The 21,963-nt window shown below is 69.2% G+C and carries 22 protein-coding genes; 8 read left to right on the top strand and 14 right to left on the bottom strand.

Going from position 1 to position 21,963, the window contains the following annotated elements:
- Nucleotides 1-86 precede the first annotated feature (86 nt).
- Genes NHL60_RS08765 through NHL60_RS08745 form a run of 5 tightly spaced genes read left to right on the top strand, consistent with a single transcriptional unit; the run spans nucleotide 87 to nucleotide 4,436 of the window.
- Nucleotides 87-896, top strand: a complete 810-nt coding sequence (locus NHL60_RS08765; protein ID WP_169958229.1) for an IclR family transcriptional regulator — start codon at nucleotides 87-89, stop codon at nucleotides 894-896.
- 45 nt (nucleotides 897-941) lie between these two features.
- Nucleotides 942-2,069, top strand: a complete 1,128-nt coding sequence (locus NHL60_RS08760; protein ID WP_253451495.1) for an ABC transporter permease — start codon at nucleotides 942-944, stop codon at nucleotides 2,067-2,069.
- Nucleotides 2,066-2,887: an ABC transporter ATP-binding protein gene (locus NHL60_RS08755; RefSeq protein ID WP_253451493.1), complete on the top strand. Its 822-nt coding sequence runs from the start codon at nucleotides 2,066-2,068 to the stop codon at nucleotides 2,885-2,887. Before NHL60_RS08760 ends, NHL60_RS08755 begins: the two co-directional genes overlap by 4 nt.
- Complete coding sequence (locus NHL60_RS08750) at nucleotides 2,887-3,825, top strand: MlaD family protein (RefSeq protein ID WP_253451491.1); 939 nt, start codon at nucleotides 2,887-2,889, stop codon at nucleotides 3,823-3,825. The genes NHL60_RS08755 and NHL60_RS08750 overlap by 1 nt, the downstream gene beginning before the upstream one ends.
- Nucleotides 3,822-4,436, top strand: coding sequence for an ABC-type transport auxiliary lipoprotein family protein (locus NHL60_RS08745; RefSeq protein ID WP_253451489.1), 615 nt, complete (start codon nucleotides 3,822-3,824; stop codon nucleotides 4,434-4,436). Before NHL60_RS08750 ends, NHL60_RS08745 begins: the two co-directional genes overlap by 4 nt.
- A gap of 106 nt (nucleotides 4,437-4,542) precedes the next feature.
- On the opposite strand, the gene ltrA is transcribed toward NHL60_RS08745, so the two are convergent.
- Nucleotides 4,543-5,832, bottom strand: a complete 1,290-nt coding sequence (ltrA, locus tag NHL60_RS08740; RefSeq protein WP_253445189.1) for a group II intron reverse transcriptase/maturase — start codon at nucleotides 5,830-5,832, stop codon at nucleotides 4,543-4,545.
- Between the two features lie 831 nt (nucleotides 5,833-6,663).
- Between ltrA and csiR the strand changes: the two genes are divergently transcribed.
- The gene (gene csiR, locus NHL60_RS08735) at nucleotides 6,664-7,347 is read left to right on the top strand and encodes a DNA-binding transcriptional regulator CsiR (RefSeq protein WP_253451487.1); all 684 of its coding nucleotides are present in this window, start codon (nucleotides 6,664-6,666) and stop codon (nucleotides 7,345-7,347) included.
- A gap of 56 nt (nucleotides 7,348-7,403) precedes the next feature.
- On the opposite strand, the gene sugE is transcribed toward csiR, so the two are convergent.
- A complete protein-coding gene (gene sugE / locus NHL60_RS08730) occupies nucleotides 7,404-7,718 on the bottom strand; it encodes a quaternary ammonium compound efflux SMR transporter SugE (protein ID WP_253451485.1) in 315 nt (104 codons plus the stop codon).
- Between the two features lie 284 nt (nucleotides 7,719-8,002).
- Here sugE and NHL60_RS08725 point away from each other — a divergent pair, with 284 nt between their 5' ends.
- Entirely contained in the window at nucleotides 8,003-8,212 is a 210-nt protein-coding gene (locus NHL60_RS08725) for a hypothetical protein (RefSeq protein ID WP_110068615.1), read from the top strand.
- Between the two features lie 71 nt (nucleotides 8,213-8,283).
- On the opposite strand, the gene NHL60_RS08720 is transcribed toward NHL60_RS08725, so the two are convergent.
- The 11 genes from NHL60_RS08720 to NHL60_RS08670 form a co-directional block, all read right to left on the bottom strand.
- Nucleotides 8,284-9,231, bottom strand: a complete 948-nt coding sequence (locus tag NHL60_RS08720) for a biotin-dependent carboxyltransferase family protein (RefSeq protein ID WP_253451483.1) — start codon at nucleotides 9,229-9,231, stop codon at nucleotides 8,284-8,286.
- Nucleotides 9,228-9,950 (bottom strand): 5-oxoprolinase subunit PxpB, encoded by a 723-nt coding sequence (pxpB, locus tag NHL60_RS08715; RefSeq protein WP_253451481.1) that lies wholly within the window; start codon nucleotides 9,948-9,950, stop codon nucleotides 9,228-9,230. The genes NHL60_RS08720 and pxpB overlap by 4 nt, the downstream gene beginning before the upstream one ends.
- Nucleotides 9,947-10,702: a 5-oxoprolinase subunit PxpA gene (locus NHL60_RS08710; protein WP_253451479.1), complete on the bottom strand. Its 756-nt coding sequence runs from the start codon at nucleotides 10,700-10,702 to the stop codon at nucleotides 9,947-9,949. The genes pxpB and NHL60_RS08710 overlap by 4 nt, the downstream gene beginning before the upstream one ends.
- Nucleotides 10,703-10,739: 37 nt before the next feature.
- Nucleotides 10,740-12,587 (bottom strand): protein kinase, encoded by a 1,848-nt coding sequence (locus NHL60_RS08705; RefSeq protein WP_253451477.1) that lies wholly within the window; start codon nucleotides 12,585-12,587, stop codon nucleotides 10,740-10,742.
- 5 nt (nucleotides 12,588-12,592) lie between these two features.
- Nucleotides 12,593-13,960 (bottom strand): 2-oxo acid dehydrogenase subunit E2, encoded by a 1,368-nt coding sequence (locus NHL60_RS08700; protein ID WP_253451475.1) that lies wholly within the window; start codon nucleotides 13,958-13,960, stop codon nucleotides 12,593-12,595.
- Between the two features lie 13 nt (nucleotides 13,961-13,973).
- Complete coding sequence (locus NHL60_RS08695) at nucleotides 13,974-14,951, bottom strand: alpha-ketoacid dehydrogenase subunit beta (RefSeq protein WP_253451473.1); 978 nt, start codon at nucleotides 14,949-14,951, stop codon at nucleotides 13,974-13,976.
- Between the two features lies 1 nt (nucleotide 14,952).
- Nucleotides 14,953-16,200 (bottom strand): thiamine pyrophosphate-dependent dehydrogenase E1 component subunit alpha, encoded by a 1,248-nt coding sequence (locus NHL60_RS08690; protein WP_253451471.1) that lies wholly within the window; start codon nucleotides 16,198-16,200, stop codon nucleotides 14,953-14,955.
- A 174-nt stretch (nucleotides 16,201-16,374) separates the two neighbouring features.
- Nucleotides 16,375-17,100 (bottom strand): ABC transporter permease, encoded by a 726-nt coding sequence (locus tag NHL60_RS08685; protein ID WP_301271111.1) that lies wholly within the window; start codon nucleotides 17,098-17,100, stop codon nucleotides 16,375-16,377.
- 25 nt (nucleotides 17,101-17,125) lie between these two features.
- Nucleotides 17,126-18,070 carry an ABC transporter ATP-binding protein gene (locus NHL60_RS08680; RefSeq protein WP_253451469.1) on the bottom strand — a complete coding sequence of 315 codons (945 nt, stop codon included), beginning with the start codon at nucleotides 18,068-18,070 and terminating at the stop codon, nucleotides 17,126-17,128.
- Nucleotides 18,067-19,272, bottom strand: coding sequence for an ABC transporter permease (locus tag NHL60_RS08675; protein ID WP_253451467.1), 1,206 nt, complete (start codon nucleotides 19,270-19,272; stop codon nucleotides 18,067-18,069). Before NHL60_RS08675 ends, NHL60_RS08680 begins: the two co-directional genes overlap by 4 nt.
- Nucleotides 19,273-19,279: 7 nt before the next feature.
- A complete protein-coding gene (locus tag NHL60_RS08670; protein ID WP_253451465.1) occupies nucleotides 19,280-20,191 on the bottom strand; it encodes an ABC transporter substrate-binding protein in 912 nt (303 codons plus the stop codon).
- 94 nt (nucleotides 20,192-20,285) lie between these two features.
- Between NHL60_RS08670 and NHL60_RS08665 the strand changes: the two genes are divergently transcribed.
- A complete protein-coding gene (locus NHL60_RS08665; RefSeq protein WP_253451463.1) occupies nucleotides 20,286-21,266 on the top strand; it encodes a DUF1853 family protein in 981 nt (326 codons plus the stop codon).
- On the opposite strand, the gene NHL60_RS08660 is transcribed toward NHL60_RS08665, so the two are convergent.
- Nucleotides 21,248-21,943: a flagellar motor protein MotB gene (locus NHL60_RS08660; RefSeq protein WP_253451461.1), complete on the bottom strand. Its 696-nt coding sequence runs from the start codon at nucleotides 21,941-21,943 to the stop codon at nucleotides 21,248-21,250. The genes NHL60_RS08665 and NHL60_RS08660 overlap by 19 nt on opposite strands.
- Nucleotides 21,944-21,963: the final 20 nt, after the last annotated feature.

The following is a 21,963-nucleotide window of genomic DNA, read 5'->3' as shown; positions in this document are numbered from 1 at the left end:
GATGTGATCAAGGAGTTCGTGGTCGCAAGGGGCTGTTATGCGATACTAGATTCCGAAATAGCCTACTCAACTCTGGACGGCAACCAATGAGACAGACGCCCTCCCATGAAGGCGAGCATGAGCAAGCCGGCAAGGACCGCAACTTCGTGACGGCTCTGGCCCGAGGCCTGGAGCTGCTTCGCGCCTTCGGCGCCGGAGAGGAGTACCTGGGAAACGCCGAGCTCTCCAACCGAACCGGAATCCCGCGCCCCTCAGTATCTCGGCTTACCTACACTTTGACGCAGCTTGGCTACCTGCAGCACAACCCCGACATTGAGAAGTATCGGCTCGGAGCTGGAGTTCTGGCGCTCGGCTATCGCTACCTCGCTAACATGGGCATACGCGACCTGGCCCGACCACACCTGCAGCGACTCGCCGACGCCACCGACTGCAGCGTCAGTCTGGGCACCGCCGACCGCACCTCAATGATGTACCTTGAAAGCTGTCACGGTACCGGGCCGCTGATCATCCGGCTGGGAGTCGGGTCGCGGCTTCCCATGGCGACTTCGGCAATCGGTCGTGCCTGGCTCTGTGGTGTTTCTGACGAGCGACGCCAGCAGCTCATGGGGGAGCTCAGAGCGATCCATAAAGGTGACTGGGCCAGAATCGAAGCCGGCATTGAAAAGAGCCTGGCCGATTACAGGGAGTATGGCTTTTGCCTCTCCGAGGAAGATTGGCAACCGGAAATCAGCGCCGTGGCACTTCCGCTTGTACTGGAAGGTGGCGCAGAGGTGATGGCACTAAACTGTGGTGGACACAGCCTGAAGCTGACCCACGACAAGCTTGTGAAGAACCTGGGGCCAAGACTCAAGGCGGTTGCACAAGATATCATCAACCTTTTGGAGCCAACCCGGTAATACTCACGGAAGAACACCCCATGCTCGAGAAGGAGTCTCCGCACCATGGCCTCGACCGACGCCACCCCCGGCCGCCTCGAGCTCGATGACGGCCGGCTGCTGATCACCGGCAGCTGGACCCTGACGCACCACGCGGCGCTCAGGGAGCAGCTGCGCCGCCACGCCGCCAGCGACTGGACGACGGCCGACCTCGCCGGCATCGAGGGCCTGGACACCGCCGGCGCGCGCCTGCTGGTGGAGCTGCTGGGTGCCGAACGCCTCGCGGAGGTCGCCGACTGGGCGCCGGACCTACCCGCGTCTCGCCAGGCGCTGCTCGAGACCGTGGCCCGGGTGCTGCGCGAGCCGCTGGCCCCCGAGCCGCCGCACGTCTCGCCGCTCACCGACTGGCTGGTGGCGCTCGGCGAGCGGGTACTGGCCCTGTGGCGCCAGCAGCGCATGCTGCTCGCCTTTATCGGCCTGACCCTGACCAGCCTCGCCGCCAACCTGCTGCGCCCCTGGCGCTGGCGGGTCACCGCCCTGGTGGCCCATGTCCACCAGACCGGGCTCAACGCCGTGCCCATCGTGGCCCTGCTCACCTTCCTGGTGGGAGCCGTGGTGGCCTTCCTCGGCGCCACCGTGCTGCGCGACTTCGGCGCCACCATCTTCACCGTCAACCTGGTAGCCTTCGCCTTCCTGCGCGAGTTCGGCGTGCTGCTGGCGGCCATCCTGCTGGCCGGGCGCACCGCCAGCGCCTTCACCGCCCAGATCGGCTCCATGAAGGCCAACGAGGAGATCGACGCCATCCGCGCCCTGGGCCTCGACCCGGTGGAGCTCCTGGTGCTGCCGCGGCTGCTGGCCATGATGGTGATTCTGCCGATCCTGACCTTTATCGGCATGCTCTGCGGCATCCTCGGCGGCGCCCTGGTGTGCATCTTCATGCTCGATATCTCGGCCACCCAGTTCCTGCTCATCCTGCAGCGCGACATTCCCCTCAACCACTTCCTGGTGGGGCTGGGCAAGGCGCCGGTGTTCGCCTTCCTGATCGCGGTGATCGGCTGCCTGGAGGGCTTCAAGGTGAGCGGCAGCGCCCAGTCGGTGGGCGAGCACACCACCTCAAGCGTGGTGCAGTCGATCTTCATGGTGATCCTGCTCGACGCCGTGGCCGCGCTCTTCTTCATGGAGATGGGCTGGTGAGCGGCGCCAACGACATCGTCATCCGAGTGCGGGGGCTGGCCAACCGCTTCGGCAGCCACGTGGTCCACGAGGATCTCGATCTGGATATCCGCCGCGGCGAGATCCTGGGGGTGGTGGGCGGCTCCGGCACCGGCAAGTCGGTGCTGCTCAGGAGCATCGTGGGCCTCAAGCGCCCCGACGCGGGCCGGGTGGAGCTGTTCGGCGAGGACCTCTCCGCCCTGCCCGCCCGCCGGCGCTCCGAGATGGAGCGCCGCTTCGGCGTGCTCTTCCAGCGCGGGGCGCTCTTCTCGTCGCTCAACCTCCAGGAGAACGTGGCCCTGCCGCTGATCGAGCATGCCGGCCTCGCCCGGCCGGACGCCGAGGACCTGGCGCGCATGAAGCTGGCCCTGGCGGGGCTTCCTCGCCACGCCGCCCTCAAGATGCCCTCGGAGCTCTCCGGCGGCATGGTAAAGCGCGCCGCCCTGGCCCGGGCCCTGGCCCTGGACCCCGAGGTGCTCTTCCTCGACGAGCCCACCGCCGGCCTCGACCCCATCGGCGCCGCCGACTTCGACCGGCTGATCATGACCCTACGCGACGCCCTGGGGCTCAGCGTCTTCCTGGTCACCCACGACCTGGATACGCTCTATACCGCCTGCGACCGGGTCGCCGTGCTCTCCCAGCGCCGGGTGCTGGTCGCCGACCGCCTGCCGGTGGTGGAGGCCAGCGACGACGCCTGGATAAGAGACTACTTTCACGGCCCCCGGGGGCGGGCGGCCTCCCGGGCCGCCGAAAACGCCGCGCCCACGGGCGGCCAGGCCACGGACATGGAGACACCCTGATGGAAACCCGCGCCCACCACCTGGTGATCGGCCTCTTTACCGTCGTCGCCGTCGTCGCGGCCCTGGGCTTCGCCCTCTGGCTCGGCAAGTCCGCCACCGACCGCGAGGTGACCTTCTACGAGGTCGGCTTCGAGAGCCCCGTCGGGGGCCTGGCCACCGGCAATGCGGTGCTGTTCAGCGGCATCCGGGTCGGCGACGTGGCCGACCTGCGCCTGGACCCGGACGATCCGCGCCTGGTGCGCGCCCTGATCCGCATCGACGCCGATATTCCGGTGCGCGAGGACACCCGCGCCAGCCTCGCCCTGGCCAACGTCACCGGCAGCATGAACCTCACGCTGCGCGGTGGCAGCCCGGAGCGACCGCGCCTGCAGGGAAGCCGCGATGATCCGCCGCTGATCCTCGCCGAGCCGTCAGCGCTGGGCTCGCTGCTCGCCGACGGCGAGACGCTGATCGGCGGTCTGAATCAGCTGATCACCAGCGCCAACCGCCTGCTCTCCGAGGAGAACACCGACCGGGTCGATGCCATCCTCGCCAACCTGGAGCAGCTGAGCGACGACCTGGCCGCTCGCAGCGGCGAGCTCGGCGCCGTGGTGGAGATCGCCGACCGCCTAAGCGAGGAGGCCAGCGACCTGCTGCAGGCCCTGACCCGGCTGGGCACGAGCGCCGAGACCCTGGTGGACGGCGAGGGGCGCCGCGCCCTGGAGAGCGCCGGCCAGGCCATGGGCAGCCTGGAGGCCATGACCCGGCGGCTGGAGACGCTGCTGGGCAACAACGAGGAGGCGCTGGGCCGCGGCATGCAGGGGCTCGGCGATCTCGGCCCGACCATTCGCGAGCTGCGCAACACCCTGGGCAACCTGGGCCGCATCACCCGCCGCCTGGAGGAGAGCCCCGCCGACTTCCTGCTGGGCCGCGAACCGATCGAGGAGTTCACGCCATGATCCCATACCGCCGCCCCGCCCTGCGCGGCCTGCTCCTGCTGGCGCTGGCGTGGGGCCTCGCCGCCTGCACCCTGCTGCCGGAGAGCGAGCCCACCCGCCTCTACCTGCTGCCCACGACGACGCTGGACACGGCCGAGGGCCCCGCCCTGGCCACGCGCCTGCGGGTGGAGACGCCCCACGCCCCGGCGAGCCTTGCGGGGCCGCGCATCCTGGTGATGCCGGAGCCCCACCGCCTGCAGGCCTATGCCGGCGCCCGCTGGGCCGAGCGCATCCCGCTGCTGCTGCGCGACCGCCTGGTGAAGGGGCTGGGCGACCGCGGTCAGCTGCGCGCCCAGGACGACAACAGCCCCCTGGCCGCGGACGTGGCCCTGGTCGGCGACCTGCGCGCCTTCCACAGCGAGTATGTCGACGGCGTGCCGGAGGTGGTGATTCGCCTGGATGCCGCCCTGGTGGACGAGCGCAGCCGGGAGCTGCTGGGGGAGCGCCGCTTCGTGATCCGCGAGCCGAGCACGGGCACCGCCCTGGAGCCGGTGGTGGAAGCCTTCGGCCGCGCGGCGGACAGGCTGACGATAGCGCTCAGCGACTGGAGCGCCGCCACTCTGGGTGATTAAGGCCGAGCTGTCGCAGACGACAGTACTGGTCGGGTAGACCGGGCGATTACTCGACCCGGCCCCCCACAGAGCCGGACGTGCGCGATTAACGCATCCGGCTCTTCAATCACCAGCTTCGCTGAAGGGTTCGTTGGTGCACAATCCTTGCCTTGGGTAACGGCAGGCGCTTGAGCAGCAGGTTGGCTTTATCCCACGAGAAGCCTCCCCGTTGAGAGCGACGTCTCAGCCATTTGACCCAGATCCGTCGGGCCTGATCCACAAGCGCTTTCAGCGCTTCATAATTGCCTGTGATGCCATAGTAGGCAAAGTGCCCCTTGACCTTCCGACATAGGTGGCGATGCTGGATCAGAAGGGGCTGGTGCCGATTCGCCCGGCACCAGACCGACAGGTGCCTCAAGGCTCGCTTGAGTCGATCCTTGGCCGTCTTCTGCTTGATAACCCAGTAACCGCGCCGGGACTTCCCCCAGTAGTGGGTGAAGCCCAGGAAGTCGAAGGTCTCGGCGCGCTGTCCACCGTGTGGCTGAAACCGTACCAGTCGGGTCTTGGCGGGGTGCAGGGTAAGGCCGAAGCGTGCAAAACGCCTGGGCAGTACCTCCAGCACCTTGCGGGCTTCGGCTTCGTTGCTGAAGGCGAGCACGGCGTCGTCGGCAAACCTTACCTCGAACGCGCGTCCACGCAGGCGTGGCTTGACGTCTTTCTCAAACCACTCGTCCAGCACATAGTGCAGGTAGATATTCGCCAGTAAGGGGGATATCACACCCCCTTGCGGGCTTCCTACCTCACCTTTCTGCCACTGCCCGGCCTCCAGGACTCCGGCCTTGAGCCACTTACCGATCAGGCGGAGGACGACACCGTCCTTCACTCGTTGCTGCAGAAACTCACGCAGGTGCCGATGGTCGATCGTGTCGAAGAAGGCTTGGATGTCCAGGTCAATGACCCAGCCACCTCCCATCGACATCAAGCTCTCCCTCACCGTCTCGATCGCCTGGTGCGCCGAGCGTCCCGGCCGGAAGCCGTACGAGCCGTCCAGAAAGTCGTACTCGTAGAGCGGCTCCAGCAGGGCCACTACAGCACGCTGCAGGACCTTGTCTTCGAAGGTGGGGATGCCGATCGGCCGTGTGGTGCGCCCATCTCCCTTGGGGATATGGACACGCCGCACTGGCGGCGCCCGGTAGCAACCACTCTTGGCCGCTTCCAGCAACCGCTGGATATTGGCCTCGAAGTCGCGCGCGAAGTCGTCCGCCGTCTGGCCATCAATCCCGACGGCGCCATCACGGCGCGTCATCAGGTAGGCCGTCTTCAGCCACTGGGCATCGATATGATGCGCCAGTGACGTGAAGGCACGCTGCGGGAAGCACTCTGCCAGTGCTGCTATCCGCACTTGTTTCGTGGACATGACCTCAGGTTCCTGTGCACCTGTCATGTTGCCCTCGTGCAGTTCTGATGATTGGCCGCCCCTTCCCTCCAGTGGGTCCCGTCGAGTCGGTTCCCCACCTTCCCGGGTACTATGAGCGACTCCGACTCCCGCCCCTCCATCCGGCTGGCTCCTTGTCGTCGCCTGGCCGTACCCCCTGAGTGCCTGCTGTTTGCTTCCGGTACCGTCAGGCACGACAGCACCGGACCGGGAGCTTTCTCGGCAGGCAGCCCCATGCCTGTCGTCCTGGTTTTCGGAGGAGAAGGACGGGCCTCCCAGGTTCCTGGGAAACCCCTATATGAACATGCCCTGCTCTTCGACCCCGGCGGCCCGCATCCGCCAAGCCATAAGGCGGAAACGTTTTGCCTTCCATTCTTAAGACAATGTCGGCAGCCACGTTTCACAATTTCGGGGCTCTATCACACGGCCTGCTCACTCGCTGTGTACGCTTCGCAGCGGCGGTTGCCCGACACCACGCAACACTCGCTACCGGCTGGTGGCTAGCCTTGGCCGGGTGGGACTTGCACCCACTGGGTTTCATTTCATCCTTTCAGCTGTTTGACACTGCTTCCCGGATGACCAGGCTTTCCCTGGCGCACCTCAAGGCTGTTCCGGCGACAGGCCCTCGAGGGGGCGCTACGAGTACTTCCCTGTAGGCTACCTCGGCCATCCCTGGATCCTCGGACCCCCTCTCCGACCTGCCCCCGGCGCCTTTCGCTGATGCAGACGGGTAACCAGGGCTGCCATGTACTCATTAGGGCAAATAGCGATATTCCGCTATCATGCCGACAAAAGGGCATCAAGGCAGACGACATGGAGAGCACCACTCCCCGCCAGAACCTCGGCATCAGCGCCTATCACTGGCTCAAGAAGGACATCACTCGCGGGGTCTTCCGGCCCGGGGAGAAGCTGCTGATGAGCCGGCTCAAGGAGCGCTACGACCTCGGCGTGGGCCCGCTGCGCGAGGCGCTCTCCCAGCTGGTCGCCGAGCGGCTGGTGGTGGCCATCAGCCAGCGCGGCTACCGGGTGGCGCCCATGTCCCTGGCGGAGCTCGAGGACCTCTATGACGCGCGGGCCCAGCTCGAGGGGCTGGTGCTGAAGCTCGCCATCGAGCGCGGCGACGACGCCTGGGAGGCGGAGATCCTGGCCACCGCCCATACCCTCGCCAAGGTGATGGAGGTGAAGAGCCCCGACGACCTGCTCGACATCTGGGACGCCCGCCACAAGGCCTTCCATACCGCCATCGCCAGCGGCTGCCGCTCCCCCCACCTGCTGCAGGTGCGCGAGAGCCTCTTCGATCAGGTAGAGCGCTACCGCCATCTGTGGCTGCGGGAGACGGTCTTCTCCGAGGCGGCCCTCGAGCGCAAGCGCCAGGAGCACGCGGCCCTGGTGGAGGTGATCCTGGCCCGGGACGTGGAGCGCGCCAGCGAGATGATGCGCGAGCACCTGATGACCCCGGTGCCGATCATCACCGAGGTGATGCAGCGCCAGGCCTAGGCTAGTCATGGATAGAGCGACAGAGCGACAGAGCCTGGATCGCCCGCGCCCCTGCCTCAGCCGGCGAGCTTGAGGCCCACCAGGCCGGCCAGGATCAGCACCAGGCTGAGCAGGCGCAGCGGCGAGGCGCTGTCGCCGTAGATCAGGATGCCCAGCAGCACGGTGCCCACCGCACCGATGCCCACCCAGACCGCATAGGCGGTGCCCACCGGCAGCACCTTCATGGCCTGGGCCAGCAGGTAGAAGCTCGCCACCATGGCGATCACGGTCAGCACGCTCGGAACCGGCCGGGTAAAGCCGGCGGAGGCCTTGAGCCCCAGGGCCCAGGCGACCTCCAGCAGGCCGGCCACGGCCACAAGAATCCACGCCATCTCGATGATGTCCTTTCCAGGCGAGGCCGTCCCCGCTGCGCAGGCGCGCACCGGGTCGTCCCGGGCGCGTAGTTCAGTGCTCTGCTCGAGCCGGGCATGCTAGCACCGATGCCAGTAGTTGCAAGGGTGCCCATCGCAGGGCAATCGCAGAGACAGCACCCGCTGTCACCCTCCCGTCATCTCGGGATGGCAGGCTCAACGTAAGGAAGCGTGACAGGATAAAACATCCGTTTTATCCTGAGGTAAACACCCCGCCCGAGGATGGGCCTGTTGGAGACGACGAGATGCCTCACCTGCTGAGATTTTCCCGCGATCTGGAAGCCCGCCTCGAGACCCTGGCCGAGACCACCGGCCTGAGCAAGAGCGAACTGATCACCCGCTGCGTCGAGGGCGGCATCACCGCCCTGGAGACCCAGCTGCTGCCCACCGACAGGCACCCGCCCGCCGAGCGCAGCATCGACCAGGTGCTGCGGGAGAGCGGCCTGGGGGCGTGACGCCAGGATCTCCCTCGACGGGGCCCGGCCACGGCTGAGCCAGCACCTCCCGCCAGGCGCCTTCGCCCCGTCTACCCCTGTGCCAGCTGGCCGTGAAAGCGGCGCAGTGCCGCCAGTGCCTGCTCGCTCGAGCCCGCCACCAGCCTCACCTCCTGCCCCGGCAGGCACTGGGCCAGCCGCGAGGCGGCAAGCGGCGTCAGCGCCCCCAGCCGCGGATAGCCGCCGATAGTCTGGCGGTCGTTGAGCAGCGCGATGGGCTGGCCGTCCGGCGGCACCTGCACGGCCCCGAGGCCGATCCCCTCCGAGACCAGCGAAGCGATGCGGCACTGCAGCCGCGGCCCGGTCAGCCTCACCCCCATGCGGTCGGCGCGGTCATCCACCCGCCAGGCCGAGTTGAAGGCCTGGAAGAGGCTCTGGCCGGTGAAGTCGCCGATCTGGGCGCCGGGCAGCAGCGCAAGCCTGGCCGGAGCGCGATAGTCGAGGCGCGCCTCGGCGGGGGCCGCCGCCGGCGAGGGCGCCCCGGGAGCGGGCTCCCCCACCGTCAGGCGATCCCCTTCGGCAAGCCGGCTGCCGCGCCCGTCGAAGCCGCCCAGCCCCTCGCGCACCACGCAGGCCACGCTGCCCAGCACCGGCTCGGCGACGAAGCCACCGGCCACCGCCAGGTAGGCGCGCAGGCCGTTGGCCGGCGCGGCGAAGACCAGCCGCTGCCCTTCCTTGCAGGTAACGCGCTCCCATAGCGGCAGCGGCTCGCCGTCCAGGGTGGCGCCCAGGTCGGCGCCGGCCACGGCAAGCGTCAGGTCGCGCTCGGCGACCAGGGCCAGGCCGCCGAAGGTGACCTCCAGCGCCGCGGTGCCCCAGGGGTTGCCCGCCAGGCGGTTGGCCCAGGCCCAGCCGTGGAGATCGGCCGGCCCGCCCTGGGTGACGCCCAGGCGGCGCACGCCGAAGCGCCCGGCATCCTGCAGCAGCGCCAAAGGGCCGGCACGCTCGACGCGAAATCCGATAACGGTATATTGATTCATGGCGCCTCCATGGGCGCGATATCGCCCCCCAGAGACTCGAAGGTCGCCCGGTCCACCGGCACGAAGCGCACCCGGTCGCCCACCCGGAGCAGGCTGAAGCCCTCCCGGTCGCGATCGAAGAGCCGCACCGCGGTGCGCCCCAGCAGGTTCCAGCCCCCCGGCGTCACCGCCGGATAGGCGGCGGTCTGGCGCCCGGCGATGGCCACGCTGTTGACCGGCACCCGCTTCCGGGGCGTATCGAGCCGCGGCACCTCAAGGCGCTCGTCGAGCAGCCCCATGAAGGCGAAGCCGGGGGCGAAGCCCAGGGCGAAGACCCGGTAGTCGCGGCCGGCGTGGCAGGCGACCACCTCCTCCACGCTCATGCCGGCATGGCGGGCCACTCGGGGAAGGTCCGGCCCCACGCTCGGGTCATACCAGGTGGGCAGCTCGTGGAGCTCGCCGGCCTCGGCCCGCTCGTCCGGGGCCAGCCCGGCCAGCAGGGCCTGCAGGCGGCCGCGGGCCTCCTCGGGGGCGAGCCTGAGCGGGTCGAAGAGCACCAGCAGGGTGGTATAGGAGGGCACCAGGTCCACAAGCGCCTCGCCGAAGGCCGCCTCGCAGCCACGGCTCAGGGCGGTGATCCAGGCCAGGTTCTGCTCGTCGATGCGCTCGAAGAGCCGCACCATCCAGCCGTCCAGGCCGGCGGACTCCAGCCGCGGCAGGCGCGCACCCTCCCCCCTCATGATCCCGCTCTCCGCTCGCCGAGGGCCTGGCGGATCGCCCTCACCGCGGCGATGGACTCGGGGTTGTCGCCGTGCACGCAGAGGGTGTCGGCGGCAAGCACCAGTTCGCTGCCGTCGCTTGCCGTGAGCGGCCGGCCGCTGGCGATGCGCACCGCCTGGTCGACGATCACCGCCTGGTCGTGGTGCACCGCGCCCATTTCGCGGCGGGAGACCAGGCGCCCCTCGCCATCATAGGCGCGGTCGGCGAAGGCCTCGAACCAGAGGGTGACGCCCTCGGCCTCGGCCAGGGCCCGGGCCGCCGAGGTGTCGCGGGTGGCCATGGTCATCAGGGGCAGCGCCGGGTCGAAGGCGAGTATCGCCCGCATCACCGCGGCCATGATCTCGGGGTCCCGGGCCATGTCGTTATAGAGGGCGCCGTGGGGCTTCACATAGCTCACCTGCATGCCTTCGGCCCGGCACATGCCGTCGAGCGCTCCGAGCTGGTAGAGCACCAGGTTCTCCACCTCCTCGGCGCTGCAGGCCAGGGAGCGGCGCCCGAAGCCGACCAGATCCGGGTAGGCCGGGTGGGCGCCGACGCGCACCCCGTGCTTCCTGGCCAGGCGCACCGTCATGCGGATCACGTCCGGGTCCGAGGCGTGGAAACCGCAGGCCACGTTGGCCAGATCCACGTGGGGCATCACCTCGTGGTCGAGCCCCATGACCCAGGGGCCGTAGCTCTCCCCCATGTCGGCGTTGAGCAGCAGAGTGTGCACGTCATCCTCCCGGTGCCGTCTCGATCACGGCAATTTATCACATCGCGCCGCCGGCTTGGCTCGAGTCGAGGGCCTGGCGGGGGTTGCGCGGATAGAAGCGCTCCGGCTGGCGCTCCACGTGGGGGAAGAAGCGGGTGTCCTTGTAGGGCATCTTCATGAAGCCGGAGACGCCGAGCCCCTCGATGAGCCCCACGGCGTCGAGGATCTCCTCCAGCCGCAGGCGAAACTCCGCCTCCCGGGAGGGGTCCAGCAGTCGGTAGTAGCTGTGGATCTTGAGGTGCGTCGGCAGCGCCTCGAAGATGATCATGCCGGTGTGGTGGATGGCGTTGAGCGCCTCCAGGGCGACGATGATCTGCTCGGGCAGGATCAGGAACTCCTCGGGGTCGGGGCCATCCTCGAAGTAGCTGTGCAGCCGGGTGTGGTCCTCGAGCTCCGGCACCGCGCTTACCTCGTAGGCCAGCCGCATGCCGGGGGCGATGCAAAAGGGCTCCTCCTGGCGCTCCCGCTCCAGGTGCAGGGTATCTCGGGCGTTGAACAGGCAGCTCTTGAAGATGCCCTGGCGGTAGATGGCCCGGGCCAGGTGCACCATATTGTTGACCGCGGCGATAAAGGCCGGCTTCAGCTCGGGGTCATGGAGGTTCAGGGAGGTGTCGATATAGACGCCGTCGGCCTCCCAGCGCACCGCCAGCCCCCCCACCACCGGGTAGCGCCCCAGCCGGCTCACCGCGGCGAGAAAGGCCTTCTCGGTCTCGCCCATGCCCTGCATGAAGTTCTTGTAGTAGCGGTCGAGCTGGACGTCGTTGACGTCGCTGAGGGTCTCCGGCGCCCCCTCCTCGCGCAGGAAGGCCTTGCGGGAGCTGTAGACCACGGTGTCGATCTCCCGCTCGGCGGGGCGCAGCCAGACCGGCACCAGGGCCTGGAGTGCCGGCTCCGGCAGGTCGATCATCACGGTGCGGGCGAGCCTCGGCATCTCGCGGATGAAGTGGTCCCCGGCCCGGTGGCGCTGGCGCGGGTCGGGGTCGAGCATGCCGTCGAGCATGCGGGCGAACTCCACCGGCAGCCCCAGGGAGGTGGCGGGGATGGCGCGGTGGCCGAAGCGGCAGGACTGGGCCGAGGCGAGCGCATAGAGGGTGCCGGCGGCGCCCTGCTCGTCGAAGCGCGGCGAGGAGAGCGCGCCATTGAGCTGCTCCTCGCCGATGAAATAGACGTCGCCCAGGCGGGCGTTGGTCTGCTGCAGGTTGTCGGACATCAGCTCCATGACGTTGGCCGCCACGAACTGCTGGTTGGCGTCGAGCTGGGCGAACACCGAGGAGCCCCAGTCGATCAGGGCGATGTTCTCGGTGGCGGCGTCGAAGACCAGGTTGGAGGGCTTGATATCGCCGTGGACGATGGGCCGGCCGGCGGAGCCGCTCTCCCGGCGCAGGGCGCGCAAGATATCGGCCAGCTGGTCGGCGATATGCACCACCAGCCGCGGCGAGAGGCGCCCCTCCCGCAGCGACACCTCCTCGAGGTTGAGGCCCGGCGCCCGCTGCATCACCAGGATCGCCTGGTGACGCACCCGCTGGTAGGCGATCAGCTTCGGCACCCGGGGGTGGTCCACCTGCTCCAGCATGAAGGCCTCCTCCTCCAGGCGGTCCTGGAGGTGCTGGGGCAGGGTGACCCGGGTGAACTTGAAGACGTACTGGTCGCCCAGCGCCGTGAGCCCGGCGAAGACGAAGCCGTAGGCGCCCTTGCCGATCAGGGTGATCTCCCGGTAGCCCAGCTGCTCGAGCTGCTCCTGGCAGAGCGCCACCCACGCCTTGAGCTTGCGGGCGTCGTCGTGGCTGAGCAGGTAGATCGACTGCTCTTCCGGGATATAGAACTGCTGCAGGGGCGCCTGGGTCATTGCCGTCAGCTCAAGTGAAGCAACATGGTCTCCGGGTCCTCCAGATAGCCCTTCCAGGCGTTGCAGAAGCGCGCGATGGTGCCGCCGTCGATAATGCGGTGGTCGCCGGCCCAGGTGACGGTCATGATTCCGCGGCGTCTTACCTGGCCATCGGCATCGAAGCGCGGCAGCCACTGGGTCTTGCCAATGGCGACGATGGCCACCTCAGGGGCGTTGATGATGGGGGCCGCATAGGTGCCCCCGAGCGCCCCGATATTGGAGATGCTGATGGTGCCACCCTTGAGGTCCTCCTGGCTCACCCTGCCGGCCCGGGCCGCCTCGGTCAGCCGCGCCACCTCGCCGGCGATGCCCAGCAGGGAGAGGCGCTCCACGCCCTTGACGTTGGGCACCATCAGGCCGGCACGGCTGTCCACCGCCATGCCGACGTTCACCCCGCCCAGGTAGTGGATCTCGCTTTCGTCGTCGCTGAGCCGGGCGTTGAGGATCGGCGCCTCGCGCACCGCGAGCGCCATCGCCTTCATGAAGAAGGGCATCAGGGTCAGGCGCACGCCCTCCCCCTCGGCCAGGGGCTTCAACCGCTCGCGCAGCGCCAGGAGCTCGGTGACGTCGATCTCCTCGCCGTACTGGAAGTGGGGAATGGTGCTGGCCGATTCCACCATGCGTTTCGCCATCACCGCCCGCACGCCGCGCAGGGGCTCCACGCGAACCGCTTCGCCAGCGGCGGCGGCGGACGGCGCCGGGGCGCTCTCGGCGGGGCCGGCGGCTTCGCCCTCCTCCAGATAGCGCAGCACATCCTCCTTGAGCACCCGCCCCTGGGGGCCGGAGCCCGGCACCGCCTCGAGTTCGAGGCCGTGCTCGCGCAGCAGGCGACGCACCGCCGGCGCCGCCGGAATGCGCCCGTAGGGGCCGCGACCCGGCGCGGCGCCCTCCTCTTCCTGAGCCTCCTCCAAGGCCTGTGCCCGGGTCGACGGCGCCTCGGCCGCGGCCGCCGAGCTCTCTTTGGCCGGGCTTTCTTTGGCCGGGCTTTCTTTGGCTGGGCTATCGCCGGTCGGGCTCTCGCTGGTCGGGGTTTCTTTGACCGGGCCCTCTTTGGCCGGGACCTCGGGCGCCTGCGCCGCCGCCTCATCGGCCGCCTCGCCCTCGGCCAGATAGCCGAACAGCGGCGCATGCACCTTGGCGATCTCGCCCTTCTGCACGTAGAGCCGGGTCACCCGGCCCGCCTCGGGGGCGGTGATCTCCACCAGCGCCTTGTCGGTCATCACCTCGACCACCGGCTGGTCCTCCTCGATCACGTCGCCCTCGGCCACGTGCCACTCCACTACCTCGCACTCCACGATACCTTCGCCGATATCGGGCAGCATGAAATCGCTCATCGCTCTCTCTCCCTCAGAAGGCCACGGAGGCCTTGATCGCTTCGAAGATCTTCAGGTGGTCCGGCAGGTACTCCTTCTCCAGCGTGAGCGGAAAGGGGGTATCCAGGCCGGTCACCCGGGCGATGGGCGCTTCCAGGTAGAGGAAGCAGCGTTCCTGAATCGTGGCGGCGATCTCGCCGGCGAAGCCGCCGGTCAGCGGCGCCTCGTGGGTGATCACCAGGCGGCCGGTCTTGAGCACCGACTCCACCACGCTGTCCTCGTCCCAGGGCAGGATGGAGCGCAGGTCGATCACCTCGCAGGAGATGCCCTCCTTCTCGGCCAGCTCCACGGCGCGCTCGATCACCTCCATCTGGGCGCCCCAGCCGAGCAGGGTGACGTCGGTGCCCTCCCGGGTCACCTCCGCCTCGCCGATGGGCAGCTGGTAATCCTCCTCGGGCACCTCGCCGGTGGAGGCGCGGTAGAGGCGCTTGGGCTCGAAGAAGAGCACCGGGTCGGGGTCGCGGATGGCCGAGAGCAGCAGCCCCTTGGCCTGGTAGGGGTTGCGCGGCACCACCACCTTGAGGCCGGGGGTATGGGCGAAGTAGGCCTCCGGCGACTGGGAGTGATAGTGCCCCCCGGAGATGCCGCCGCCGTAGGGGGCGCGGATGGTCAGACCGCCGACGTTGAACAGATCCCCGGAGCGGTAGCGGAACTTGGCGGTCTCGTTGACGATCTGGTCGAAGGCCGGAAAGATGTAGTCGGCGAACTGGATCTCCGCCACCGGCACCGAGCCCTGGGCGGCCAGGCCGTTGGCGAAGCCGATGATGCCCTGCTCCACCAGCGGCGTATTGAAGCAGCGCGCACGGCCGTACTTCTCCTGGAGGTGGCTGGTGGCGCGAAAGACGCCGCCGAAGAAGCCCACGTCCTCGCCGAAGCAGATGACCTTCTCGTCCTCGGCCATGGCGATATCCAGGGCGTTGTTGATCGCCTGCAGCATGTTCATGTTGGCCATCTCACTCCCCTCCCTGGTTGACCGGATCGCTGACTGAATCGTCGGCCGCATCGCCGTCGGCCTCGCGGGCCTTGACGTCCGGGTCCAGGGAGCGTGCGCCCCTGGGGTAGGCCTCCGGATAGAGGCGGATATGGGTCTTGAGGCGGTCGAGCTGGCGCTGCAGGGCCGGGGTCACATCGGCGTAGACGTCGGTGACCAGGCTATCGAGGGGCGGGGGCGGGCGCTTCTCGGCGCGCTTCATGGTCTCCAGCACCTCCCGGCGCAGGGTCTCCTGGAGCGCCTTCTCCTCGTCGTCGTCCCACCAGTCGCGGGCGACCAGCCAGTGCTTCAGGCGCTGGAGGGGGTCCTTGTCGCGCCACGCCTCCTCCTCCTTCTTGGAGCGGTAGCCGGAGGGGTCATCGGAGGAGGAGTGAGCGGCCAGACGGTAGGTCATCGCCTCGATCAGCACCGGCTTGTTCTGCTCCACGGCGATGCGCCGCGCCTCCCGGGTCGCGGCGAGCACCGCCAGCACGTCGTTGCCGTCGACCCGGAGCACATGCATGCGGTAGCCGAAGGCCCGAGGCGCCACGCCGTCGGCGGCGAACTGCTCGATGGAGGGGGTGGAGATGGCGTAGCCGTTGTTGCGGCAGAAGAAGATCACCGGCACCTCGTGCACGGCGGCCATGTTGAGCGCAGCGTGGAAGTCTCCCTCGGAGGCGGCCCCCTCGCCGAAGAAGACGATGGTGCAGTGGCCGTCACCGGCCAGCTTCTGGCCGTAGGCGTAGCCGGTGGCCTGGGGGATCTGGGTGGCCAGGGGGGAGGAGATGGTCATGTAGTGGAGCTTGCGCGAGCCGTAGTGGATCGGCATCTGGCGTCCCTTGCCGTAGTCGAGCTCGTTGCCGAACAGCTGGTTCATGAACTCGTCGTAGCTGAAGCCGCGGTAGACCAGGGCCCCCTGCTCGCGGTACTGGGCCATGATCATGTCGGCATCGTCCAGGGCCGCCGCGGCGCCGATCACCGCGGCCTCCTCGCCAGTGCACTGCATATAGAAGGAGAGCCGTCCCTGACGCTGGGCCGCCATCATGCGCTCGTCCATCACCCGGGTCGCCACCATGGCGCGGTAGATCCTGAGCGCCTGGTCGCGCGTCAGGGCCGGCGCCTCGGCGCCCTCATGGAGGGTGCCGTCCTGGCGGAGCAGCCGGAAGGTGGGAATGGAGAACTCGTCGCCGCTGAGAAACCGCGGCGCATAAATGTCTTGTGTTGTTGTCATCTCGGTTTCCTCTACCCCTTTTGGGGGCAGTGTTGTCGCTTGTCTCGCCCTTTGCCAGCGGGATTGCCGCCGGCGGGTCAACGCAACCCAGGATGACGTTAACGTAAAATGCCGCCATGCGCACCCACCTCGCTACCAAGGCAGCAGATGGCAGTGGATTTTGCTGTCTGATGCTCAGCGGCCCGGATGGCCCAGGCCGCGCTGCAGGCGCTCGAAGGCGCTGTCGACGCAGAGCGCCAGCAGGCCGATCAGCACGGCCCCCTGCAGCACATAGGCGGTGTTGCCGTTGACGATGCCGGAGATGATGGGCGCCCCTAGGTTGCTGGCGCCCACGGTGGCCCCCAGCGCCGCCGTGGCGATATTGACGGTGACCGAGGTGCGGATGCCCGCCAGGATCACCGGCGCGGCCAGGGGCAGCTCCACCTGCAAGAGCCGCTGGGAGGCGCTCATGCCCATGCCCCGGGCCGCCTCCATGACGCCGGCCTCGAGCCCCTCGAGCCCCGCCAGGGTGTTGCGCACGATGGGCAGCAGCCCGTAGAGCAGCAGCGCCACGATGATCGGCCAGGTGCCGAAGCCCAGCACCGGTACGGCCAGCGCCAGCACCGCCACCGGCGGGAAGGTCTGGCCCATGGAAGCGAACTGGGCCACCAGGGGCAGGAAGTCCCGCCCCGCGGGCCGGGTCACCAGCACGGCGGCCCCCACCCCCAGCAGCACCGCCAGCAGCGAGGCCACCGAGACCACCAGCAGGTGGCGCCCCAGCAGCACCAGGAAGTCGCCGTGGGGGTAGATGACCTGGCGGGCGCCGGGCTCGACCCAGTGAAACAGCGGCGTCAGCCAGGCCATGCCCGCCGCCAGCAGCATCAGCAGCGAAAGCCAGACCAGCGGCGCCCGCCAGCGCATCAGTCGCCCGACATCGGGTGGCACCTCACTCGTCACGGCGCCCCTCCACCAGGCGGCGCAGGGAGAGCTCCCCCACCGCCATGTCCTCGTCATCCACCACGGCAAGCCGATCGGCCTGCTCGCGGAACATCACCGAGAGCGCCTGGCGCAGCGAGGCGCTCTGGTGCACGCGGGCCTTGGGCAGCAGCCGCGGCGAGAGCGGCTGCATGCGCTCGCTCACCGGGGTAATCGCCGCCTCCTTGAGGCCGCGGTCCTCGCCGCCCAGCAGGGAGGCCACGAAGTCGTCGGCGGGGTCGCGCAGCAGCGAAAGCGGCGTGCCCTGCTGCACGATGCGACCGGCCCGCATCACCACCAGCCGATCGGCCAGGGCCAGCGCCTCGTCCATGTCGTGGGTGACGAAGACGATGGTCTTGTTGAGCCGCGCCTGGAGGTCGCGCAGCTCCGCCTGGAGCGACTCCCGGGTGATGGGGTCCAGGGCGCCGAAGGGCTCGTCCATCAGCAGGATATCGGGGTCCGCCGCCAGGGCCCGGGCCACCCCCACCCGCTGGGCCTGGCCGCCGGAGAGCTGATGGGGGTACTTGTCGGCGAACTGCTCGAGAGGCAGGCCCAGCAGCGCCATCAGCTCCTCGACCCGCGCCCGGACCCGGGTCGCCGGCCACTTCAGCAGCCGCGGCACCAGGCCGATGTTGCGCGCCACCGTCCAGTGGGGGAAGAGCCCGGTGCTCTGGATGGCATAGCCGATGCGCCGGCGCAGGGCCTGCTCATCGAACTCCCGTACCGGCCGGCCGTCGAGATGAATCTCGCCGCCGTCGTGCTCGATCAGCCGGTTGATCATGCGCAGGGTGGTGGACTTGCCGCAGCCGGAGGTGCCCACCAGGGCGCAGAGCTCACCGCTCTCCACCCGCAGTGAGATCCCATCCACGGCGGTCTCCGCCCCGAAGCGTTTGGTCACCTCGAACAGTTCGATCATCCCGCTCCTCCATGAGACCGGTTTTCCTGGGGGGACAGGCGTCGGCTCAGCGCCCCGAGCAGGGCATCGGCGGCCAGCGCCATGGCGAGTATTGGCAGCGCCCCCAGCAGCACCAGATCCATGGCCGCCTGCCCCAGCCCCTGGAAGATGAAGGTGCCGAGCCCCCCGGCGCCGACCAGCGCCGCCACCGCCGCCAGGCCGATCGCCTGGACCGTGGTGATGCGAATGCCTTCCAGCACCACCGGCAGCGCCAGGGGCAGGCGGACCTGCCAGAACACCTGGGCCCGACTCATGCCCATGCCTCGGGCCGCCTCCAGTACGCCGGCCTCCACTCCCGAGAGGGCCACGAAGGTGTTGCGTACCATGGGCAGCAGGCTGTAGCCCAGCAGCGCCAGGAAGGCCGGCGCCCAGCCGATGCCGCGCACCCCCAGGGCGTGCAGCCACCCCACGTTGGCGGCGAGCCAGGCCAGCGGCGCCAGCAGCAGCCCGAAGAGCGCCAGGCTGGGGATGGTCTGCACCAGGTTGAGCAGGGTAAAGCCCGCGCGCTCCAGGCGCCGGCTGCGGCGCATGGCCAGAGCAATGGCCGTGCCCAGCACCAGGCTTGCCCCCACGGCACCGCCCACCAGCAGCAGATGGTAGAGCACAGCAGTGCCGAACGCCTCACTGCGCACCCGGTACTCCTGCCACAGGGCCAGGGGCGCCAGCCAGGAAGAGAGGACCCAGCCGGTCGCCCCCCAGGCGAGCGCCACGGCGGCGACCATCCCCCAGCCGGCCAGGCTGCCCAGCCAGAGTCGGGTACGCAGCTCGATCAGGACCAGGGCGAGCAGGAAGAGCAGCAGCCAGAAGGCCGGCCCCAGCCCCAGGCGCGCCTGGGGCAGTGCCGGATCCAGGGCGAGCGCCCCCAGCAGGGCCAGGCCCGCCGGCAGCGCCATCAGCAGCGCCAGGGCGAGGCCCAGGGCCAGCTTGAGCCGTGCCAGCTCGGGACGCCAGGCCAGGGCCGCCAGGGCCAGCAGCGGCAGGCTTCCCAGCAGGGCGCCATACCAGCCCGCCACCTCCGCAAGCTTCAGCGGCGTGCCCGGCACGATGCGGTTGGGGGCCACGCCGATGGCGGCGACCCCCCACAGGGCCAGGAGTGCCGCGACAGACAGCGCCACCACCACCCGATTGGCCCCCGGGGCCCGGGCATGAGCCGACACTCGCACCCCGGCCTCAGTCATCCAGGCCGGCGAGGAAGTCCGCCGCCACCCGGCGCGGATCCAGACCGTTCACCGCTACGTCGCTGTTCAGGCGCTGCAGGGTCTCCAGGTCCAGCGCCTCGAAGAGCGGCCCCAGCAGATCGGCGATCTCGGGGTGGCGCTCCAGCACCTCGTCGCGCACCACCGGGGCCGGCTGGTAGACCGGCTGCACGCCCAGGGTGTCCTCGAGCACCACCAGGTCCAGGGCGGTGAGGCCGCCGTCGGTGCCGTAGGTCATGGCCGCGTTGACGCCGCTGGTCTGCTGGGCGGCGGCGCGCATGGTGGAGGCGGTGTTGCCGCCGGAGAGCACCAGGAGTTGGCTCTCCTCCAGCGTGAAGCCGTAGGCGTCCTGGAAGGCGGGCAGCGCCTGGGGGGATTCCACGAACTCGGCGCTCGCCGCGAACCGGAACTCGCCGCCGTCGGCCAGGTATTCCGCCAGGTCCTCCAGGGTCTCCAGCTCGTGCTCACGAGCCAGGTCGCCGCGCACGCTCATCGCCCAGGTGTTGTTGGCCGACGCCGGGGTCAGCCACACCAGGCCGTTCTCGGCGTCATGCTCCCGCACCGTCTCGTAGGCGGACTCGGCGCCGTGCCAGACATCGCTGTCGGTCATGTCGAAGAAGAAGGCACCGTTGCCGGTGTACTCCGGATAGAGGTCGATCTCGCCGGCCAGCAGCGCCTCGCGCACGATGCTGGTGCCGCCCAGCTGCAGCCGATCCTCCACCTCGATACCGCCGGCCTCCAGCCGCTGGAGGATCAGCTGCCCCAGCACCGAGCCCTCGGTGTCGATCTTGGAGGAGACGGTGACCGCCTCCCGGGCCTGGACCAGGGAAGCCGTCAGCAGGGTGGCCGCGGCCAGGGTGGAGAGAGTGAGAAGCACGCGTCGCATGGTGGTTACCGCCTGAAGCCGATGGATGTACCCTGAAGTATAAGGATTGTATAAAACATCTGCAGAGCCGATCGCCAACGCCCAGGACGCCGCCATGCCCACCGCCCCCCTGCCCCTGCTCGACCGCTGCCACCACCCTCTGGTGCGGGACCTGGCCTGGCTGCTGCTGGCCCCGGACCTGGTGGCGATGCCCTGGCCCGGTCGCCCCTCGCGAGAGGCGCTGGGGCTGGGGGACGACGGCCACCTGGCCGCCTGGCTCGACGACCTGGAGGCGTGGCCCGAGGCCCTGGAGGAGCGGGTCGGCGACACCCTCCAGGGACGCATGGGGCTCTACCACGAGCGGCTCTGGCAGTTTCTGCTCGACTCGGCCCCCGGCACCGAGCTGCTCGCCCACAACCTGCGCATCCTGCGCGGCAAGCAGACCCTGGGCGAGCTGGACCTGCTCTACCGCCATCCAGGGCAGAGTGAAGTGACCCACCTGGAGGTGGCGATCAAGTACTACCTGGGGCTGACCGAGGGGCCGGGGGCCCCCGACGACCAGGCCCGCTGGATCGGCCCCGGCGGCGCCGACAGCCTGGCCGGCAAGCGCGAACACCTGCACCGCCACCAGCTGCGCCTTACCGAGCTGCCGGAGACCCGCCAGGCCCTGCGCGAGCTGATCGACGGCGATGCCCTGGGCGCCCCTCGTCCCCTCGAGATCCATCGCCAGTTGGCCATACCGGGGGTGCTCTTCTATCCCTGGCGCCACCCCCTGCCGCCGCCCCGGGAGGCCCACCCGGCCCACCTGCGCGGGCACTGGCTCCACTGGCGAGAGTGGCGGCGCCATCGCCACGGCCTGCCACCCGACACTCGCGGCGCCCGACTCGACAAGCCCCACTGGCTCGCCCTACCCCGCCCCGAGCGGCTCCTGCCCCTCGGCGAGCTCGAGGCGCAGCTCGCCGAGCACTTCCGGGAGCCCGCCTCGCCGGTGCAGCTCGCCCTCTGGCACGCCGAGAGGGGCTGGCGGCGCCTTTTCGTGGTGGCCGACGACTGGCCGCGGCAGGTTCCGCTGCCGCCCTACTCGTCCGCCACGTGAATGACAATCTCCACACGACGGTTGCGTGCCCGCCCTTCCTCGGTGCCGTTATCGGCGATGGGCTGGGTGTCGGCAAAACCGACGGCCTGCAGACGCCCGGAGTCGACGCCGCCCTCCTCCAAAGCGTGAAGAATGGCGATGGCCCGGGCACTTGAGAGCGCCCAGTTGGACGCGTAGTCCGGCGTGCTGATCGGACGATCGTCAGAATGACCCTCCACGGAGACCACACCGTCATGGCGCTGGATGGTCTCCACCAGACCCTCTACCACCTCGCTACCCGCCGCCGTCAGCTCGGCCGTGGCACTCGGGAACAGCAGGCGCTCCTCGACCCGAAGCCGAATTCCCTGGGGGACCCGGGAAGCCGCTACCCCCTCCAGATCGGGAAGGTCCAGCAGCGGTGGCGCCGACTCGGGTGCCACCGTCAGTGTCTGGGCCCGTTCCGCATCCAGCGGCTCGGCATTGGCCGGCAGCGTATCAGCCAGCACCAGAAGGTAGCGGCGCAGGGGCTGCGACGCATCGAGATCCCATGGCAGCGCTAGAGTCGGTGGCGGCAAGGCCTCCGACTCGTCCCGCTCGGGCTCAGGCCTCGACGAACGCCAGATCAGCCAGTCGGAAGGCGCTTCCGGCAGTTCAACCGGGGGGCCGGATTCCTTGCCGTGGGAAAAGATCAGTTTCACATTCGTTTCCTTGTTGGCCC

Source organism: Halomonas sp. Y3, assembly GCF_024137965.1.
GTDB lineage: Bacteria > Pseudomonadota > Gammaproteobacteria > Pseudomonadales > Halomonadaceae > Halomonas > Halomonas mongoliensis.
This window is presented reverse-complemented; position numbering and strand designations above follow the sequence as displayed.

Bases quoted from the DNA above. Each gene is read 5' to 3' on its own strand.
- NHL60_RS08765 (WP_169958229.1), top strand. From the start codon at position 87: ATGAGACAGACGCCCTCCCATGAAGGCGAGCATGAGCAAGCCGGCAAG.
- NHL60_RS08760 (WP_253451495.1), top strand. From the start codon at position 942: ATGGCCTCGACCGACGCCACCCCCGGCCGCCTCGAGCTCGATGACGGC.
- NHL60_RS08750 (WP_253451491.1), top strand. From the start codon at position 2,887: ATGGAAACCCGCGCCCACCACCTGGTGATCGGCCTCTTTACCGTCGTC.
- NHL60_RS08745 (WP_253451489.1), top strand. From the start codon at position 3,822: ATGATCCCATACCGCCGCCCCGCCCTGCGCGGCCTGCTCCTGCTGGCG.
- ltrA (WP_253445189.1), bottom strand. From the start codon at position 5,832: ATGTCCACGAAACAAGTGCGGATAGCAGCACTGGCAGAGTGCTTCCCG.
- csiR (WP_253451487.1), top strand. From the start codon at position 6,664: ATGGAGAGCACCACTCCCCGCCAGAACCTCGGCATCAGCGCCTATCAC.
- sugE (WP_253451485.1), bottom strand. From the start codon at position 7,718: ATGGCGTGGATTCTTGTGGCCGTGGCCGGCCTGCTGGAGGTCGCCTGG.
- NHL60_RS08725 (WP_110068615.1), top strand. From the start codon at position 8,003: ATGCCTCACCTGCTGAGATTTTCCCGCGATCTGGAAGCCCGCCTCGAG.
- NHL60_RS08720 (WP_253451483.1), bottom strand. From the start codon at position 9,231: ATGAATCAATATACCGTTATCGGATTTCGCGTCGAGCGTGCCGGCCCT.
- pxpB (WP_253451481.1), bottom strand. From the start codon at position 9,950: ATGAGGGGGGAGGGTGCGCGCCTGCCGCGGCTGGAGTCCGCCGGCCTG.
- NHL60_RS08705 (WP_253451477.1), bottom strand. From the start codon at position 12,587: ATGACCCAGGCGCCCCTGCAGCAGTTCTATATCCCGGAAGAGCAGTCG.
- NHL60_RS08700 (WP_253451475.1), bottom strand. From the start codon at position 13,960: ATGAGCGATTTCATGCTGCCCGATATCGGCGAAGGTATCGTGGAGTGC.
- NHL60_RS08695 (WP_253451473.1), bottom strand. From the start codon at position 14,951: ATGGCCAACATGAACATGCTGCAGGCGATCAACAACGCCCTGGATATC.
- NHL60_RS08690 (WP_253451471.1), bottom strand. From the start codon at position 16,200: ATGACAACAACACAAGACATTTATGCGCCGCGGTTTCTCAGCGGCGAC.
- NHL60_RS08685 (WP_301271111.1), bottom strand. From the start codon at position 17,100: ATGCGCTGGCGGGCGCCGCTGGTCTGGCTTTCGCTGCTGATGCTGCTG.
- NHL60_RS08680 (WP_253451469.1), bottom strand. From the start codon at position 18,070: ATGATCGAACTGTTCGAGGTGACCAAACGCTTCGGGGCGGAGACCGCC.
- NHL60_RS08670 (WP_253451465.1), bottom strand. From the start codon at position 20,191: ATGCGACGCGTGCTTCTCACTCTCTCCACCCTGGCCGCGGCCACCCTG.
- NHL60_RS08665 (WP_253451463.1), top strand. From the start codon at position 20,286: ATGCCCACCGCCCCCCTGCCCCTGCTCGACCGCTGCCACCACCCTCTG.